Below are 16,999 nucleotides of genomic sequence, written 5' to 3'. Positions count from 1 at the left end.
CAACCACGACCTGGCAGGCTACGAGGTGCCGGTGCATGCCGACATTCCGCATCAGGATGTCGTGTTCCTGAATTATGACGACCCGATTTCCTCGCCGATGAAGGCCAAGGGCGTGGGCGAACTGGGTCTTTGCGGTGTGGCAGCCGCCGTCGCCAATGCCGTCTATAACGCGACCGGCGTGCGCGTGCGGGACTATCCGGTGACGCTGGACAAGCTGCTGCCGGGATTGCCGCCGATCACGGCCGCATAAGCGAGCAGATCGGCATCCTGGCCGAAGCCCACGACGAGCTGCACGCCGATGGGCAGGCCGCTGTTGGAGAGCGCCACAGGAAGGCTGATCGCAGGCAGGCCGGCGAGATTCACCCAGCCGGTGAAGATCGCATGGTCCCGTGGGCCGGCTTCCCGGCCCGCGATGCGGGTGGGGTAGGGTTCGGCCGCTGCCCAAGGCAGCCTTCGGCGCGCTCGTGCGGCAGTGCGGCCAATCGGTGACGCTGGAGGTCGGTGGCCGCGAGCGGCCCTGAGCAGGGCCTGTTCTAGCTGGCGGCGGTGACGAGCCGGCTGCGTGCCCGTCGCGGGCGTACCGCGCGCTCCTCCGACGCATCCGCCTGGGCGATGTCCGGCACGCCGGCGGCATAGGTCGTCTGGCTGCGGTCGATATGGACATCCAGGATCGCGAGAGTGGCGGCGAGATCACCGCGGTCAATCGCCGCCGCCATCTCCCCGTGTTCGCGGAAGGACATTTCCGTGTGCAGCGGCTTCACCGCAAGATGCGTGCGCAGTGCGGCGATCTTGCCGAGATGCAGGCTATAGGCACCGCTGATATAGGCATTGCCGCAGAGATCGAAGAGGGTGGTGTGGAAGGTGGTGTCCGCATCGAGATAGCGCCGCCCGTCCCCCGCTGCCCTGGCCTGGGCCATCTCCTCCACGATCGCGGCCCAGAGGCGGGCGAGCCTGTGCGGCTCGCGTGCGACCGCGAGGGTCAGCGCCGTGCGTTCCAGCATGCGGCGGAATTCGCAGACTTGGCGCACGCCTTCGGAAGAGAGGGTGAAGACGAAGGCGCCACGCTGCGGCACGATCCGCACCAGCCCTTCGAGCCTGAGCTGGGCCAGCGCCTCGCGCACCGGCGATTTCGAGACACCGAGTTTCTCGGCCAGCACCCGCTCCGACAGCATCTGGCCGAGCCGCAGCTTTCCGGAGACGATGTCGTAGCGCAGCCGTTCCAGAACCGCATCCGCGAGGGATTGCGGGCGTTCGATCGGGGTCATCGCGTCCTCGGCCAAGCGTCTGTATCCGGCTGCCAAGATACCGTATCGGGGCGCGCTGCGCCAATTGGCACCTGATATCTCAGAGGGCAGGAACCGGACAGGCGTCGCCCATTGTGAACAAAAAGGGAATATGGAAGACTCCGCGGCGGAGACCGCGACCGAGCCATGACCGAGCCATGACCCTGGCCTACCTCGACACCCTGAACACCCAGCAGAGATGCGCGGTGGAGCATGGCATCGCCAACGGTGCCGCGCCGGCGGGGCCGCTGCTCGTCATCGCAGGTGCCGGATCGGGCAAGACCAAGACCCTTGCTCATCGCGTCGCTCATCTGCTGGTGCATGGCGCCGATCCCACCCGCATCCTGCTCATGACCTTTTCGCGCCGCGCTGCGGCGGAACTCAGCCGGCGGGCGGAGCGCATCTCGGCCGAGGTTCTGGGCGAGCGTGCCGGGCTGATGGCGGCGGGCCTGCCCTGGGCCGGCACCTTCCACGGCATCGGCGCACGCCTGTTGCGAGATTATGCCGAAGCCATCGGCCTCGTACCCGATTTCTCGATTCATGACCGCGAGGATTCGGCTGATCTCATCAACCTTGTGCGGAACGATCTCGGCTTCGCGCAGATGGAAAGCCGCTTTCCCACCAAGGCCACCTGCCTGGATATCTATTCCCGCGCCGTCAACAGCGGTGCCGCACTCGAAGCCGTGCTGCAGGAGTGCTTTCCCTGGTGTGCCCAATGGCAGGCGGAGTTGCGCCGGCTCTTCGCTTCTTATGTGGAGGCGAAGCAGGCGCAGGGCGTGCTCGATTACGACGATCTTCTGCTTTATTGGGCGCGAATGCAGGACGATCCTGGCCTCGCCGCGGAAGTTGGCGGCCGCTTCGACCATGTCCTGGTCGACGAATACCAGGATACCAACCGCCTGCAGGCGGCAATCCTGATGACGATGAAACCGACCGGTGAGGGACTGACCGTGGTCGGCGACGATGCCCAGGCGATCTATGCCTTCCGTGCCGCGACGGTGCGCAACATTCTGGATTTTCCGAGCACCTTCGAGCCGCCGGCCGATGTCGTGACGCTCGACCGCAACTACCGCTCGACCAAGCCGATCCTGGACGCCGCCAATGCCGTGATCGGGCTGGCGGCCGAGCGCTTCACCAAGGATCTGTGGACAGATCGCCAAACCGGGCCGCTGCCCGAACTCGTGACCGTCCGCGACGAGATGGAGCAGGCGCGCGGCGTGGCGCTGCGCGTGCTGCAGAACCGCGAGACCGGCATGCGTCTGCGCGATCAGGCGGTGCTGTTTCGCACGGCGAGCCACAGCACACTGCTGGAGGTGGAACTCACGCGCCGCCGCATTCCCTTCGTGAAGTTCGGCGGGTTGAAGTTTCTTGACAGCGCGCACGTCAAGGATGTGCTGGCCCTACTGCGTTTCGCACAGAATCCGCGCGATATCGTGGCCGGCTTCCGCATCATGCTGCGCGTGCCGGGCGCGGGCCCGGCGACGGTGCGCCGCGTGCTGGAGAGCATGACGGATCAACCATCCCCTATCCGCGCCCTTGGCCAGATTCCCGTGCCCGCGCGCCTGGGTGCCAGTTGGGGCGCGCTTGTTGCCGCGCTCACCGATCTGCACCAGGGCGGGCTCGGCTGGCCGGCCGAGCTCGAACGCGCCTGCGCCTGGTACGAGCCTATCCTGGAGACGCTGCATGAGGAGGTTGAGACGCGGCGGGCGGATCTGCTCACCCTGCAGCAGATCGCCGGCGGCTATCCGAGCCGCGAACGCTTCCTGACGGAACTGACGCTCGACCCGCCGGACGCGACCAGCGACCAGGCCGGGGTGCCGCTGCTGGACGAGGATTACCTCATCCTCTCGACCATCCATTCCGCCAAGGGCCAGGAATGGCGTTCGGTATTCCTGCTCAATGCCGTGGACGGCTGCATCCCCTCCGACCTCGGCACCGGCAGCCGGGCCGAAATCGAGGAGGAGCGCCGCCTGCTCTATGTCGCGATGACGCGCGCCAAGGAAGGGCTGCATATCCTGTTGCCGCAGCGCTTCTTCACCCATGGGCAGCGCGCCCAGGGCGACCGCCACGTCTATGCCTCGCGCACCCGCTTCATCCCGCGCGAGATTCTCGATTGTTTCGACTACGTAAGCTGGCCGGGCGCTGGCAGCACCGGGCCAGCCTTGGCCGCGCCGGCGGGGCTCCGGGTCGATGTCGCGGCCCAGATGCGGGGCATGTGGCGCTGAGCATCCATACTGGTCGTGCAGGCGCACCCAGTTCATCGTGCCAGCCTCCTCGTTGCTACCTCTGGGTCGGCCAGTACGGCGGGACCGGCGGGCGATGCGCCGACCGCGCAGCGCGTAGGAAGGGATCGACGTGCCGACCCACGCGCTTTACTTAACATAACCTATATTCTGCGATGTTTGCCCAACCGTCCCTGCCGATGTGGCGGAAGCGGCCTGCCCGGGGCCCGCAGACCGCAATGCGGCCTGCCCCGGTCTCGATAGGTCCTGGCCCCTGCGGTCCGAGCGGACGCCGCTTATGATGCGCGTGCGATCCGGAAGCCCTCAATCTCTCGTTCGACCGGGAGGCGATGCCAGCGCTCCATGTCATGCAGAATGACCAAACGGTCGAGATCGCCGCCGATTTCCTTGTTGATGCGGTCAATGGTCCGCAACTGGTCCCAGGCACTGCCGATCGCGTTGACGAGCGGTGCATAGACGCCGCTGTGATTGTGTCCGCAGATGTTCGACTTCGTGTAGACGCAATCGCCAGAGATAACGATGCGCCCCCGCGCCGTCTCGATGATGACGAACTGCTGTCCCATGGTATGACCCATGCCGAGGCGAACGTGGAGACCGGGCAGCAGGTCGTCCACGTCGCCATCGACGAGATTGAGACGGTGTTCGACCGAGGCATCGAACGCGTTGCGGAGATCGTCGGGATTGATGATCTGGGTGAGATAGCCGAACTGCGGCGGCAGGGCCATCGCCTCGATCCAGCTCAGGATTTCACGCTTCTGGACATGAATGCGGGCCTTCGGAAATTTCCCGATCGAGCCCATATGGTCGAAATGCGCGTGGCTTAAGACGATGTCGGTCACGTCTTCCGGACGAACGCCCATGTCGCTCAGCATGCGCAGCGGTGAGATCCAGGTCGGGATGCCGAATTTGACGCTCATCTCCTCCCCGCTGCCCTCGCGCATGAAGCCCGTGTCGACCAACACGACCTTTTCGCCCTGCCGCGCCAGAACGAAGGAAAACGGCAGATCGGCGACGCCGACCTCACCCATCACAAGGCCGCCCAGAGGCTGGTCTTTGGAGCGGGCGTATTCGATGACGAACACGTCCCATTGGAGACTGGACATGGCGTTGTTCCTCTAGCTGACGGCGATGGCGCGCCCGAGACTGGAAAGGGCGACGGCGACAATGAGAATGGCACCTTGGAGCACATATTGCGAGAAGGTCGGCGCCCCGAAAATGCTCAAGCCATTGAAGCCGAAGGCGATGATCAAGGCGCCAATTACGGTTCCGAGAATGTGAAATTCGCCATCCCGCAGCGTGGCGGAGCCGAGGAACACGGCCGCAAAGGCCGTCAACAGGTAACTGTCGCCGGCGCTGGCCGTGCCGCTGCCCAACCGGGAGGCGAGAAGAATGCCGGTCAAAGCTGCGCAGACGCCCGAGATGACGAAGCCGAGGAGCTTGATGCGATCGACATTGATGCCGGCAAGCCGGGCGGCCGACGGATTGCCGCCAACCGCCTGAATCTCCTGCCCGAGGGAGGTGCGCTCGACAAGGACCCAGAGTCCGCCGACGACGATCACCATGAAGATGATATTGTTGGGGATGCCCCAGAGCCAGCGGCCGAGTGAAATGGAGAGAAAGGCATCCGGCACGCCCGCGACGATGGGCACGCCCGCCGAGTAGGCGAAGGCAAGGCCCGTCAGGATGGTGCCGATACCCAGGGTCGCGATCACGGAATTGACCCGTGCCTTTGTGACGATCAGGCCGTTGATCAGGCCGATGAAAGCACCGATGGCGATGACAATGAGGATCGCGACAAGGATTGGCAGTTGATTGCTGACGATCAGGCCGGTGACGAGAATGCCGTGCAGGCTCGCGGCGAAGCCGATTGAAAGGTCAAGCTCACCGACCGCGACGGCGACCGTGAGCCCTGCCGCGATGATCATGGCGAGAGACGCCTGGTTCAGGACATTGACGAAGTTGATCCTGGTCGGGAAGGCCCGGGGTGAGGCGATGGAGAAGGCCACCATCATGCCGAGCAGTGCGATGATCGTGCCATAATGGGCGAAGAAGCCCAGGCACGCCTTGGTCCGTGGCGAGAGCCGGCGGTTGGGAGCTATGGTTTCAGACAAGGGAGCATTCCTTCGGCCGAGCGTTTTCTGCGTAGCTTGCTTCGATGATCGCTCCACGGGAAATTCTGTCGCCCTTCAACTCGCGGACGATGGCACCTTCCGCCATGACCAGAACCCGGTCACACAGATCTGGAAGCTCATCTGGCTCGGAGGAAATGACGATGACTGCCATGCCTCTTGCGGCCAGGGCGCGGACCAGTCTGTGAATCTCGCCGCGTGCGCCGATATCAACGCCGCGTGTCGGCTCATCCAGGATCAGAACCTTCGGCGCTCGCAGCAGCCATCGCCCGATCAAGACCTTCTGCTGATTGCCGCCGCTGAGACGACCGACGGGCGTCTCGATGTTCGCAGTCTTGATGGCGAGGTCCCGCACCACGGTCTGGCAGAGGCGGTCCCGTTTCCGGTAATCGATCAATGGTAAGGCGGCACTGCGACGGATAGCGGAAAGATTGGATATCTGCAGATTGAAGGCGACGCTCTTCGTGAGCAACAAGCCGTCGGCCCGGCGTTCTTCGGGCACGAGACCGAGCCCGGCCTTGACCGCGGCGGTTGGGTTTCTTGGCGCAAAGGGCTTGCCCTCCAGCGTCATTCTGCCGGAGTCGATCTTATCGGCTCCAAAGATCAGCCGCGCGAGTTCGCTGCGTCCGGCGCCTACCAAACCGCCGATCCCCAGCACTTCACCCTGATAAAGATCGAAGCTGACGCCTTTGACCCGCGGTAACCGCGCGATTCCGCGCACGGACAGCACCGCCTTGCTGCGATCCGGCGACGAGACCACCTTGCCAGCCTTTTCGATCTGGCCGCCGACGATCGCCTCGACCAGGGCTTCGCGCGTCAGCGCCGCACCTTCGATCTGTGCCACCAGACGCCCGTCGCGGAGAGCCGAAACACGCTGGCAGAGGCGCAGGACTTCATCGAGCCGATGGGAGACGTAGAGGATCGCAACGCCGGACCGGGAGAGGTCCTGGATGATCGCGAAGAGCTTTTCGCTCTCGCTTGCGGAGAGCGAGGCGGTCGGTTCATCCATGACGATGAGACGGGCCTTGCGCATCAGCGCACGGCAAATATTGATGAGCCAGTTCTCAGCCGTCGACAGGCCTTTGACCTTCGCGGTCAGGGGCGCTGTCAGGCCGACCCTGGCGGCGATCGGCGCGATATCCCGCGCCGTTGCGCGCCAATCGGTGATGCCAAAGCGGCTCCGCTTGGGAAGCCCGAGCATGATGTTTTGCATCACCGTCATCGCCGAGACGAAGGCGAGTTCCTGGTGGATGAAGCTCATCCCAAGGTCGCTTGCCCGATGGGGCGTTTTGATCGCCACATCATGGCCGTCGATGGTGATGCGGCCGCTGTCCGGTTGGATCAGTCCGGCCAGAAGACGGATCAGGGTGGATTTGCCGGCACCATTGGCGCCGATCAGACCGTGCACCTCGCCCGGCATGATCGAGAGGGAGACGCCCTGAACCGCAGGCACTCCACCGTATGACTTGGCGATCTCGGTGACTGTCAGGAAGGGGCCGCGCGTCACCGAGATCTCCTTGGCAAGCATCATCAAGTGGCGCCCGTTATTTGCCCAGAGCGTCGGGATGGGCTGTGAGGAAGGCGCCGACCGTGCTTTGAGTGACGAGCACGGGAGCAACCTCGACCGCCTTCGGCTGCCAGCTTGTGCCGGCTGCCCGGATCTTGCCGAGAAGCGTCACCATATCGTAGCCCTCGGCATAGCTGTCTTCCCAGGCCGTGGCCGTCATGTATCCTTCCTTGATGTTCTGGAGTGCCTGAGCATTGCCGTTGACGCCGTAGACCTTGACGTCCTTCCGATCCTGCTGGCGCAGCGCGCTGATCGCGCCGATTGCCGGATCATCCCAACAGCCCCAGATTGCGAGCGGGCTGCTGCCGGGCGGGTGGGCCGCGAGCCAGGCATTGGCATATTGGGCGCCATCCTCGAAATAGCCTGGAATGCGCACCTCATCCTTGGTGACATGAATGCCCGGATACTTCGCAAGCATCTGATCGAGCAGCACCTCCCGCTTGCGGCAAACTTCGCCAGTGCGGTACGTCAGGGCCAGGAGATCGCCCTTGCCTCCCATATCGGCGATCATCTTCTCGATGACAGGCTGGGCAATCGGGGCGCCCGATCCGTTGGTCGCCGCCACCGAACTGCCGATGCCCCCGCCCCAGGTAACGACGGGAATATGAGCGCTTCGTGCCGCGAAAAGGCCGGCGCCGATCGACGAATAGGGAAAGACCATGTCGATGATGGCGGACGCGCCGCGCTGGACAAAATTCTGGATTGCCGAGTTCGCCTGATCGGCACTGCCGGCGGCATCGACCACCGAAACGGTCCAGCCGTCCTTCGCGCCCGCGGCCTCGGCGCCCTTGATGTAACGCGCGTTGTTGGCCTCTGTCGCGGAAATCGAGACAATGCCGAGGAGCGGCTTGTCGGCGGCTTGCGCGACGGTCGCCACCAGCGCGATGCTGGCCCCGAGGAGCCCAGCCCTCCATTTCAGCATGTTTTTCTCCCTTGCTCTTTATTGAGCTTGTTGGCCGTTCTTTTGGCGAACGACATCTAAGCGTTTCGCTGAAAGTTTGCTCATCATGGCGTCTGAGGCAAGTGTTTTTTACGAGTTGCCTTTGCTGCGCGATAACGCTTTCCTGTGTTAAGGCATGCGCAAGCGCTAAATCGTTTAGCCAGGTGAGATTTGACGACGATCCGGGATGTTGCACAGGCGGCAGGCGTTTCAACCGCGACGGTCTCTGCCGTCGTGAATGGCAGCGCCTATGTCAGTCCGCAGCTGCGCGGCCGTGTCCTCGCTGCGATTGAAGACCTCAAATATGCTCCGATGTCGGCGGCCCGGAACCTGAAGCGCGGCCGCAGTCAGCTCATCGCCCTCGTGGTCTCCGACCTGGCAAACCCGTTCTTCGGTCGGATCGTCTGGGCAGCGGAGGCGGCCGTCGCCGCCTGGGGCTATGCTCTCGTGGTCTTCAACAGCGATGAGAAGCCCGAGAACGAGAAACAAATCCTGAGCCGCATTCGTGCCCTGTCCTGCGACGGCGTGGTGCTTGTGCCGGTCGGAACCAGCCTGCGATACGAACAACGAGATTTTGGCGACACGAGCATGCCGATCGTCATGTTCGGCCGCACCCTGTCCGATACTCCCTGCGATTCAGTCCGGCTCGACAATGTCTCTGCCGCACGCCAAGTGACCAACTACCTTCTTGATCTCGGGCATCGGCGGATCGGCACCATTACCGGGCCGCAACATCTCTCCACCGGTCGGGGTCGGCTCGAAGGAATGCTTCAGGCCATGGAAGCACGGGGTCTGGCCCCCGATCCCGGCCATGTCCGCTCGGGTGAATTTCGTGAGGATGTCGCCTATTCCATCGCCCGGGAGATTCTGGAGGGTGCAGACCGGCCGTCCGCCTTGTATGTGGCCAATGGTGTCATGGCGCTCGGTGTCATGCGTGCCCTTGTCGATCTCGGTCTGAAGTGCCCGGACGATATTTCAATCGCATCCACGGATACCATTCCGGGGGTTGGGGGACTGCGTCCGAGCCTGACCCGTACCGAGCATCCGGCTGCGGAGATGACGAACGAGGCGCTTCGCCTCCTGGTCGATCGAATCGAACGGGGCCAGGGCATTGCGCCGCGCCATGTTGTTTTCCAGCCGACGATGGTACTCGGCGACAGTTGCAAGCCCTTCCTGGTCGCCGCTTCCGCGTGAAACGCCGCCTCGGACTTGTAAGGCACCCTCGATTACTTGTCCTGTAACTCGAGCAGCAGGCGTGCGGTCTGTTCATCCGTGATCAGACTATTGGCGAGGCGGCCCCGGAGCGCGGCACGAATTCCGACAACCCGTATGGAACCCGTCTGCACGATCATCGTCGTGCGCTTGGCCGGCGACGGCAACAGATAGGAGGTCAGGCGGTCATGGTAGCCGCCATCGATCAGCTTCCCCTGCGCGGTAAAACTGTGGCCGAGAAGCTCGCCCACCGCGCCGGCCTGCATCGCCTCCCCCAGTTCGAGATCGGTGATATGGCCATCAAGATGCAAAGGTGCCTGCCAGTCGATATAGCCCATGCCCATCATCAGCACGGTCGCTTCTTCGATCAGTGACAGGAACGACCGATAGGCCAGCTGGTTCTGAATAAACTGCCGCTCCTCGATCGTGTTGGTCACGACCGGCATCGGCACCGGATAGCATTGCCCACCGATGCGCTCGGCCAGCCGCATCACCACGTCATAATGACTGGCCCAGCCGTAACGGGTGAGATTTCCCATCAAGGATATGCATTTATGCTGCGGTCGATTCATCATCGGAATGCGATTGGCGGTCTCCCTCATCGCCTGGCCATTGCCGAGTGCAACCGTTGTCGGCGCCTTCTGCAGCAGGAGGTTTTCAAGGTAGAGGGCCGCAGCGGTGGCCACGGTCTCGATATCGCCGTCTCCGCGCTTGGACGCGGGAGCCACCTCGCAATAGACGAGATCGAAGGTCTCGCGCACCCGTTCGGCGAGTTCGATGCATTCGGACATCGGGTGGATCAGCTGAAAGCGGATCAGATTTTCCGATGCGGCGAGTGCGACCAGACGTTGCACGATTTGCCGGGACACGTTGAGTTCGGCCGCGATCTGGTCCTGCCGGCGTCCTTTGGCATGGTAGAGCCAGGCCGCGCGCGCCGCCATTTCCAGTTTGCGGTCGCTCAGCGACTCGCCGCGGTCATTCGGCGTTTCCGCAGCGGGTTCTGTCGGCGCCTTTCCGCGGCTCGGACTCCTCATCTGCGTGTTCTTGCCCAGTTCGACTTCGGTCTGATCGCCCGCCATTCAGATGGCGTAGGCCTTGACCACCATCGGCGTGCCAATAGCGATCGAATCCGTCTGCGTCAACGCGCCGGTCTTCTCGTCCCGCCGGAAGATCGTCAGGCTGTCGCTGTTCTGATTGGCGACAAGCACGTGACGCCCGGAGGGACTCAGCGTGAAGTTGCGCGGCCATTCCCCGCCCGTCGGCGTCTGGCCCAAAGGCGTGAGCCGGCCGGATTGCGGATCGACGGCGAAACGCGCGAGGCTGTTGTGGCCGCGATTGGCGCCATAAAGAAAACGGCCGTCAGGCGACAGCTGCAGTTCGGAGCAGTTGTTCAGCTCGGCATAACCGTCCGGCAGCGTCGATACCGTTTGGCGGAGTTCGAACGCACCCGTCTCGGCGTCATAGCCGAGATAGGCGATCGTGCCGCCCAGTTCGTTGATGGCATAGGCCCGATCCCCCGACGGCGCAAAAATGAAATGCCGCGGACCCGATCCGGGTTCCAGCTGGAGCGGCGGCGGAGCCCCATCGACGCTCAAGCGGCCATTCCGAAAGCGGTAGCTGTGGATGCGGTCGGTTCCGAGATCGGTGACGATGACAAACCGGTTGTCCGGACTCGCCACGGCGCAGTGCGGATGCGGGCAGGTCTGCCGGATGGGAACAGGCCCCTGCCCCTGATGCTTGACCATGGAGATCGGAGGTTCCAGCCCACCGTCCGCCTGCAGGGGGAAGACCGCCATGGCGTGGCCAGGGATCTCCTCCGCAAACCCCTCCCAGGCCTCGTGGGAATAGTTGACCGCGAAAGCGAAGCTCCCGCTCCGGTCGAGGCCCGTGTGGGTGGTGATGCTGCCGCCCGTCACCTGCTTGTTGATGTAACGCAGCCTGCCATCCGCGGAGAGAGCGTAGGCGGACAACGTGCCCTCGTTCCAGCCGAAGACCTCGGTCGTGACGTAGATATGGCTGTGTGTTGCATCGAAGGCGATGAAGGAGGGGTTATCGATGCCTGTCTGGCAGTACTGGCGGGAAAGGGTGCCGCCATCCTCGTCGAATTCGAAGACGGTGATGCCCTCGCCGTGCGCCTGCTTGAAATAGGGCGTTTCGCGCGTCAGCGCACCGACCAGGACACGAGCTTTTTGAGACATCGTGATCTCACCTTCACTTATGATGCTGCAGTCAAACCGACGCGCGATCTTCCGACAGGGCCAGAACCGCGATGATGATCGCGCCGGTCAGCGCGTATCTCACTCCGGCACCAAGCCCCAGAACATTCAACATCGTCGAAATCAGATAGAGAAACAGCGAACCGCCCCAGATGCCGGCGGCTGAGACACGGCCGCCCGTTATGCTGGTCCCGCCGATCACCACGACGGCGATCGACATGAGAAGAAAGTCGGACGACATATCGAGCGCGGCGCCGCCGGAATAGGCGGCGAGCAGAAGCCCCGTGACGGCGGCTAGAAGTGACGACGCGACATAGACGATCGTCGTGATCCGCCGTGTCGGTATGCCGGCCAGATAGGCGGCGCGCTCGCTCTGCCCGACTGCCAGAAGATCCCGGCCGAAGACGCTGCGCGACATGACAAGGCCGAGGATCGCCGCGGCCAGGATCAGCACAATGGCAATCCAGGGGATTCCCACGATCCGCCCGAGCGCGAACTGCATGAGGATGGCCGGCGGCTTTGCCGTTGTTGTTTTGGAATAGGCAATGGTGATGGACTGCATGATGAAGCCCGCCGAGAGCGTCGCGACCATCGGCGGCACGCGGGCGATCTTGATTAGGGCGACATTGATGAGACCAACCAATCCGCCGACGGCGAGCACAATGATGATGCCGAGCCAGAGCATGGACGGATCACCGTGCATGGCGCCGATCGCGAGGTAGCCTGCGAGCGTCATGACGGCCGGGATCGAGAGATCGATGTTTCCTGGACCGGCGGCGACGACGAGCATCTGGCCCATGCCGGCCATCACGTAGAAGGCGGCAAAGCCCAGGGCTGCGGATAAGGTAGCGCCAGCCCCCCGGCCTTCGGCGCTGACGACCGTAATGAGCCAGACGAGGAATGCGCCGGCAAAGGACCATGTCCAGCGATTCCGCTGCAGGCGTGCGGCGAAAGCCTTCATCGGGCAGGCCTCCTCGAGAGTGTCCGCAAGCCGAGGACGAGCAGCAGAAGCAGCCCCTGCACGCTCAATTGCCAGTCGGAGGAAATGGGCGTGAAGGAGAGAAGAACGCCCGTCAGCAGCATGATAAAGGCGCCGACCACGGCCCCGATCGGCGAGATTACCCCGCCGGTAAAACTGCTGCCCCCGACGATCACGGCGGCCACGGAAAGAAGCGTGTAGGGTGTGCCCACGTTCGCGTCCCCGCTGCTGATCAATGCGGTGAGCAGAAGGCCCGATATCACGCCGAAAAGCCCCGCCAGCGCATAGAGGGCGCTGCGCGCTACGACAAGGGACCATCCAGCGTCGCGCAGAAAGGGCGGCGCGCTGCCAAGGCCGCGCAAGACCACACCATAGGACGACAGACGGAAGAACCATTGCGCAAAGATCGCGGCAAGCACGCCGACCAGTATTGGCAGAGGGAGGAACGGCGGCCGCCAATGAACGATGGCCCCCAGCCAATCAGGCGCGCTGCCGGCAGGTGTCGGCATGATCAGGAGTGCGAGCCCAAGCCAGATGAAGGAGGCACCGAGCGTCACGACAATGGAGGGCAGGCGCCGGATCTGGATGAACGCGCCCATCGCGCCGTAAGCCACGATGCCGGCGGCGAGGAGGAGAAAGCACAGGACCGGATGACTGCCGAGCAAGGTCGCCGCGATGCAGTTCACCAGGCTGATGAAGGGGCCAATACCGAAATCGATATCGCTCGCAGTGATAATGCAGAGCTGTGCGAGAGCGGCAAAGATGATGGGCAGAACGAAACGCAGAATGAGTTGCAGGCCGATATAGCTCGTGGCCCGCGGCTGCATGATGCCCATGCCGATCACCATGATGATGAGGGCGAGAAGCGGCAGGAACGGCAGGCCGGCGCCGCGCAGCGCGGGCGCGATGCGCGCATTAAGCCGCTGCATCGGATGCCTCCTCGGCGCGGCCGAAGGAGGCCGCCAGGACACGGTCTTCCGACAAGTCGTGCCGCGGGATTTCAGCGGTGATGTCACCCTGATAGTAGACGTAAATGCGATCGCAGTTGCCCAGTTCCTCGGTCTCCGTCGTATAGAGCACGAAGCATTTCCCGCCGGCGGCCTCGTTCCGGATGTGTTCGAACATTTCCCGCTTGCTGCTGACATCAACGCCGCGCATCGGATCATCCAGCAGGATGATCCGCGCATCCGTCGCCAAGGCGCGCGCGATCAGAACTTTCTGCTGATTACCACCGCTCAGCGACAGGATCGGTGCGCGCACATCCGGCGTCTTGATGCCGAGTCGGCTCCGCCATTCCTGCGCGGCGGCTTCCTCGTCCCGGGCGCTTACGAGGCCGAACCGTGCGATACCCTTGATGAGGCTCACCGTCAGATTATTGCTGATGGACCAGAGCGGGAAAATGCCTTCAGCCCGGCGATCGCCGCTGACATAGGCGGCCTTCGCGTCCACGCTCAGCCCGGTATCCGCCGGACCCGAAGCGCTGCGAAAGATCGCCTGCAACTGTTGCTTCTGGCCGTGACCATCAAGCCCCGCGAGCCCGACGATCTCCCCTGCCCTGGCTGTGAAGGCAATTCCCCCCGCCTTGCTTCTGGCATCGTGCACAAGCACGGCGTGGTGATCCTGCACGGTGGGGTTGATCCGCAGGCTGCTGCCGGGCCGCGACTGCGCCACGACGTCCTCCGACGCCTGCGCCATGACGCCCATCGCTTCGACGAGCTGCTCAGGCGAAAGACCCATCGCGCGCCGTTCCTCGATCACTCGCCCGTCCCGCATGACGACAACGCGGTCGGTGTGGTCGACGATCTCCTTCAGCCGATGGGATATGAGGAGACAGGATATCCCGCGCTCGCGGGCCCGGCCGATATAGTCGAGAAACTGGTGAGCCGCCTGCGCATCGAGGGCGGAGGTCGGCTCGTCTAGGATGACGAGCCGGGGCGGCATGGACAGAACGGAGAAGGCCCGGGCAATCTCGACCATCTGGCGCGCGCTGGCCGAGAGGCTTTCGACCACTGCATCAAGCGGAATGCCATGGTTCGGGAAAATCGTGTCGAGCGCTTGCCCGATCACCCGACGGGCGGCCCGCGCCCAGCCCCAGCCTTTCAGTCCGCGATGGCTGAGGCGTGTATTCTCGGTCACCGTCAGCGTCGGGCAGAGCGAGAGTTCCTGAAAAACGGACCGAATCCCGAACTCGCGCGCCTGTCGCACATCGTAATCCGCCACCACTTCATGGCCGTCGACCAGAAAGCGGCCTTCGTCGCGTGCAACCGTGCCGCGGAGAACGCCCATCAGGGTGGATTTCCCGGCCCCGTTATGCCCCACGATACCGATGAGTTCTGCGGCGCCGATCTGCAGATCAACGTTTGCCAGGGCCTTGACCTGGCCGAAGTTCTTGCTGATGCCGCTCATCGTGACGAGGGGACGCGTATCGCTCATGACGCAAGGCCGGGCGGCATCAGTATTCCTATCGATAGAATTTATTGGGCGTTCATGGAAGGCGACGGCGCTTCAGGCGCGGGCTTGCCGCTGTTGGCCGCATCGATGAAGGATTCCGTCCATGACTGATCAAAGGGCGTCAGCGCCAGGCTGCCCACGGGCGTGATCTTGAGCCAGGCGTCCAGATCCTTCTTGTAGATCGTCGTCACGGGGAGGTTCATCGTCTTCGGCACATGACGCCCGGCGAGAATCTGCTGGGCCACCCAGAAGGCTACCTTGGAGCTGGAAGGTGTCGAGGAAACCGAGAAGGTTTGATAGTTGGGGTCCTTGTCAACCAGCGTCTTCCAGAGGGCCAGTTCATCCTGACGGTTGCCCATGATGATGATCGGGGTTGGACGGCCGGCGGCATGAAACGCCTGATAGGCGCCCCAACCGTCACCGCCCTGGGTCGCAACACCTTGAATGGGAGGCAGGCTCGGCAGAACGCCCGCGACTTCCTTCTGCGCGACGGTCTGCGTCCAGTTCCCGTAGACCGTGCCGACGATTTTGATATTGGGATAGGCCTTCAGCCCGTCGACAAGACCGTTGTGCATGTCGACATCCGCCGAGGTGCCCGCAATCCCTCGGATCTCCAGGATATTTGCGGGACCCTTCAAGTGCTCGCCAAGGAACTTCGCCTGCAGCCGCCCGTCTTCCACATAGTCCGTGACGATATGGTAGGCGCAAGGGACGGTCGCGGTTTCGTTGAAGACAACCACGACCACGCCCGCGCTGCAGGCATCCTCCATGGCGCCATTGATCGCCGTGGTCGAAATAGGATCGACCACGATGGCCTTATAGCCTTCGACGATGAGACTTTCGATCTGGCTGGATTGCTCGGTCGCCGAGTTGTCGGCGTTCACGATTTTGGCCTCGGCGATGATGTGGTCCTTGATCGCCTGATTGGCCGTATCCGACCAGGATTTCAGAAGGGCCTGCCGCCAGCTGTTGCCTGCATAGAAATTGCTGAGGGCGATCTTCGCGTCTGCCGTGCTTTTCAGATCGGCTGCGCGCGCAGCCAAGGAGCCGGCAGACAGAAACACCGCGGCAGCGGCCACGGCAGCGGCCAGTCTCATATGGGGCACGTCCATCACTCCCTGAGCAATTATTGTTCTTGTAAAGAATTCAGCACAGCGTTCCGGCGGGGTCAAGGACTAGCTAGGAACGGAAATGGCCGCCAGCCCGGCGGTTTATCAGATTTTTGCGCGGGGAGAGGGTCGAGCCCGACAGTGATCAACTGCGCAGATTGCGGCAGCTTGATGAGCAATTATTCAATTATCGATTGGATATTCACTTTGTCGGTTTCGGCCGAGTATGAAATGGACCGAAACCGAAACGGCGCTCATCGCGGGGACGCGGGAGAGGACAAGGGTGCGCAGTCCCTGAAGACGGCGGCAACGGTTCCGCATCGGCCGGTTTGGTTGCTGGGGTCAGGAAGCTGGGTCAGCAGACGTGGTGCGGAACCGCGCAAGCGTGGTGGCGGAGCAGCTGAAAGCGAACGGCCGCTCAGGCGGTCCGTTCGCTTTCACGAAACTGTCTTCTCAGTCGTATCCGTCCTGTCAGCCGCCGCCGTTGCCGGACCCGCCTCCGGACCCGCCCCCGGATCCGCCGCTGCCGCTTGCGCCCGAACCGCCGCCGCCCGCGCCGCTCGGGCCCTGGGAATCGCCTGTGCCGCCGTTCCCTGGCGTCTTGGGTATGACCGTGCTTCCCAGGGATCCGTTGTTTGAAGGTGCGGCCGTAGAACTCGTGGTGGTCGACTGCGCCAAGGCAGGCGATATTCCCGCGGCCGTCAGCATGATTCCAGTGGCCATCGCTATTTTGTAGATTGCACGCATCATTTTCCTCCGTCACTCGCCAGCGGGTTGGCCCGCAGTCGGAAGCTGGCGCTCGGGGCGGAGGATCCCAAGAGAGCACACGGCCAAGTGTTCAATACTCTCGTGTTGCTGACAATAATGTTC

At 63.3% G+C, this 16,999-nt stretch carries 15 protein-coding genes and 1 pseudogene; 4 read left to right on the top strand and 12 right to left on the bottom strand.

The window, feature by feature from the left end; all coding sequences use genetic code 11:
• Positions 1-250, top strand: a pseudogene (locus tag VL752_RS01045) (xanthine dehydrogenase family protein molybdopterin-binding subunit); the annotation flags it as partial.
• Here the strand turns inward: VL752_RS01045 and VL752_RS22225 are convergent.
• Both VL752_RS22225 and VL752_RS01040 read right to left on the bottom strand, forming a co-directional pair.
• Entirely contained in the window at positions 193-363 is a 171-nt protein-coding gene (locus VL752_RS22225) for an amidase family protein (protein WP_408863037.1), read from the bottom strand. The pseudogene VL752_RS01045 and the gene VL752_RS22225 sit on opposite strands and share 58 nt — an antisense overlap.
• Positions 364-533: 170 nt before the next feature.
• Positions 534-1,280: a GntR family transcriptional regulator gene (locus VL752_RS01040; RefSeq protein WP_325351871.1), complete on the bottom strand. Its 747-nt coding sequence runs from the start codon at positions 1,278-1,280 to the stop codon at positions 534-536.
• Positions 1,281-1,441: 161 nt separating this feature from the next.
• On the opposite strand from VL752_RS01040, the gene VL752_RS01035 reads away from it, so the two are divergent.
• Positions 1,442-3,508, top strand: a complete 2,067-nt coding sequence (locus tag VL752_RS01035) for an ATP-dependent helicase (protein WP_325351870.1) — start codon at positions 1,442-1,444, stop codon at positions 3,506-3,508.
• A gap of 293 nt (positions 3,509-3,801) precedes the next feature.
• Here VL752_RS01035 and VL752_RS01030 read toward each other — a convergent pair whose 3' ends face one another.
• Genes VL752_RS01030 through VL752_RS01015 form a run of 4 tightly spaced genes read right to left on the bottom strand, consistent with a single transcriptional unit; the run spans position 3,802 to position 8,144 of the window.
• Positions 3,802-4,629, bottom strand: coding sequence for an N-acyl homoserine lactonase family protein (locus tag VL752_RS01030; RefSeq protein ID WP_325351869.1), 828 nt, complete (start codon positions 4,627-4,629; stop codon positions 3,802-3,804).
• A 12-nt stretch (positions 4,630-4,641) separates the two neighbouring features.
• Complete coding sequence (locus VL752_RS01025) at positions 4,642-5,637, bottom strand: ABC transporter permease (protein WP_325351868.1); 996 nt, start codon at positions 5,635-5,637, stop codon at positions 4,642-4,644.
• Positions 5,630-7,186, bottom strand: coding sequence for a sugar ABC transporter ATP-binding protein (locus tag VL752_RS01020; protein WP_325351867.1), 1,557 nt, complete (start codon positions 7,184-7,186; stop codon positions 5,630-5,632). The genes VL752_RS01025 and VL752_RS01020 overlap by 8 nt, the downstream gene beginning before the upstream one ends.
• A gap of 13 nt (positions 7,187-7,199) precedes the next feature.
• Entirely contained in the window at positions 7,200-8,144 is a 945-nt protein-coding gene (locus VL752_RS01015; RefSeq protein ID WP_325351866.1) for a sugar ABC transporter substrate-binding protein, read from the bottom strand.
• 189 nt (positions 8,145-8,333) lie between these two features.
• Here VL752_RS01015 and VL752_RS01010 point away from each other — a divergent pair, with 189 nt between their 5' ends.
• Complete coding sequence (locus VL752_RS01010; protein WP_325351865.1) at positions 8,334-9,356, top strand: LacI family DNA-binding transcriptional regulator; 1,023 nt, start codon at positions 8,334-8,336, stop codon at positions 9,354-9,356.
• A 32-nt stretch (positions 9,357-9,388) separates the two neighbouring features.
• Here VL752_RS01010 and VL752_RS01005 read toward each other — a convergent pair whose 3' ends face one another.
• From VL752_RS01005 to VL752_RS00980, 6 genes are read right to left on the bottom strand one after another with little or no spacing between them, the layout of a single operon-like run.
• Positions 9,389-10,408 carry a sugar-binding transcriptional regulator gene (locus VL752_RS01005; protein ID WP_325351864.1) on the bottom strand — a complete coding sequence of 340 codons (1,020 nt, stop codon included), beginning with the start codon at positions 10,406-10,408 and terminating at the stop codon, positions 9,389-9,391.
• Between the two features lie 45 nt (positions 10,409-10,453).
• On the bottom strand, positions 10,454-11,572 hold the full coding sequence (locus VL752_RS01000) for a lactonase family protein (RefSeq protein WP_325351863.1): 1,119 nt from the start codon (positions 11,570-11,572) through the stop codon (positions 10,454-10,456).
• 31 nt (positions 11,573-11,603) lie between these two features.
• On the bottom strand, positions 11,604-12,551 hold the full coding sequence (locus tag VL752_RS00995; RefSeq protein WP_325351862.1) for an ABC transporter permease: 948 nt from the start codon (positions 12,549-12,551) through the stop codon (positions 11,604-11,606).
• Positions 12,548-13,498 carry an ABC transporter permease gene (locus VL752_RS00990; RefSeq protein WP_325351861.1) on the bottom strand — a complete coding sequence of 317 codons (951 nt, stop codon included), beginning with the start codon at positions 13,496-13,498 and terminating at the stop codon, positions 12,548-12,550. Before VL752_RS00990 ends, VL752_RS00995 begins: the two co-directional genes overlap by 4 nt.
• Complete coding sequence (locus tag VL752_RS00985) at positions 13,485-15,002, bottom strand: sugar ABC transporter ATP-binding protein (RefSeq protein ID WP_325351860.1); 1,518 nt, start codon at positions 15,000-15,002, stop codon at positions 13,485-13,487. Before VL752_RS00985 ends, VL752_RS00990 begins: the two co-directional genes overlap by 14 nt.
• Positions 15,003-15,043: 41 nt before the next feature.
• Positions 15,044-16,117, bottom strand: a complete 1,074-nt coding sequence (locus tag VL752_RS00980) for an ABC transporter substrate-binding protein (RefSeq protein ID WP_325351872.1) — start codon at positions 16,115-16,117, stop codon at positions 15,044-15,046.
• Between the two features lie 619 nt (positions 16,118-16,736).
• Between VL752_RS00980 and VL752_RS00975 the strand changes: the two genes are divergently transcribed.
• The gene (locus VL752_RS00975) at positions 16,737-16,865 is read left to right on the top strand and encodes a hypothetical protein (RefSeq protein WP_325351859.1); all 129 of its coding nucleotides are present in this window, start codon (positions 16,737-16,739) and stop codon (positions 16,863-16,865) included.
• Positions 16,866-16,999: the final 134 nt, after the last annotated feature.

The sequence above is a fragment of the Acidisoma sp. genome, assembly GCF_035492295.1.
GTDB lineage: Bacteria > Pseudomonadota > Alphaproteobacteria > Acetobacterales > Acetobacteraceae > Acidisoma.
The sequence above is the reverse complement of the archived record's forward strand: the minus strand, read 5'-3'. Positions and strand labels throughout refer to the sequence as shown.

Coding starts and splice junctions, on each gene's coding strand:
- VL752_RS00985 (WP_325351860.1), bottom strand. CDS start 15,002: ATGAGCGATACGCGTCCCCTCGTCACGATGAGCGGCATCAGCAAGAAC.
- VL752_RS01030 (WP_325351869.1), bottom strand. CDS start 4,629: ATGTCCAGTCTCCAATGGGACGTGTTCGTCATCGAATACGCCCGCTCC.
- VL752_RS01020 (WP_325351867.1), bottom strand. CDS start 7,186: ATGATGCTTGCCAAGGAGATCTCGGTGACGCGCGGCCCCTTCCTGACA.
- VL752_RS00990 (WP_325351861.1), bottom strand. CDS start 13,498: ATGCAGCGGCTTAATGCGCGCATCGCGCCCGCGCTGCGCGGCGCCGGC.
- VL752_RS00980 (WP_325351872.1), bottom strand. CDS start 16,117: ATGAGACTGGCCGCTGCCGTGGCCGCTGCCGCGGTGTTTCTGTCTGCC.
- VL752_RS01005 (WP_325351864.1), bottom strand. CDS start 10,408: ATGAGGAGTCCGAGCCGCGGAAAGGCGCCGACAGAACCCGCTGCGGAA.
- VL752_RS01035 (WP_325351870.1), top strand. CDS start 1,442: ATGACCCTGGCCTACCTCGACACCCTGAACACCCAGCAGAGATGCGCG.
- VL752_RS00975 (WP_325351859.1), top strand. CDS start 16,737: ATGACCGTGCTTCCCAGGGATCCGTTGTTTGAAGGTGCGGCCGTAGAA.
- VL752_RS01015 (WP_325351866.1), bottom strand. CDS start 8,144: ATGCTGAAATGGAGGGCTGGGCTCCTCGGGGCCAGCATCGCGCTGGTG.
- VL752_RS00995 (WP_325351862.1), bottom strand. CDS start 12,551: ATGAAGGCTTTCGCCGCACGCCTGCAGCGGAATCGCTGGACATGGTCC.
- VL752_RS01000 (WP_325351863.1), bottom strand. CDS start 11,572: ATGTCTCAAAAAGCTCGTGTCCTGGTCGGTGCGCTGACGCGCGAAACG.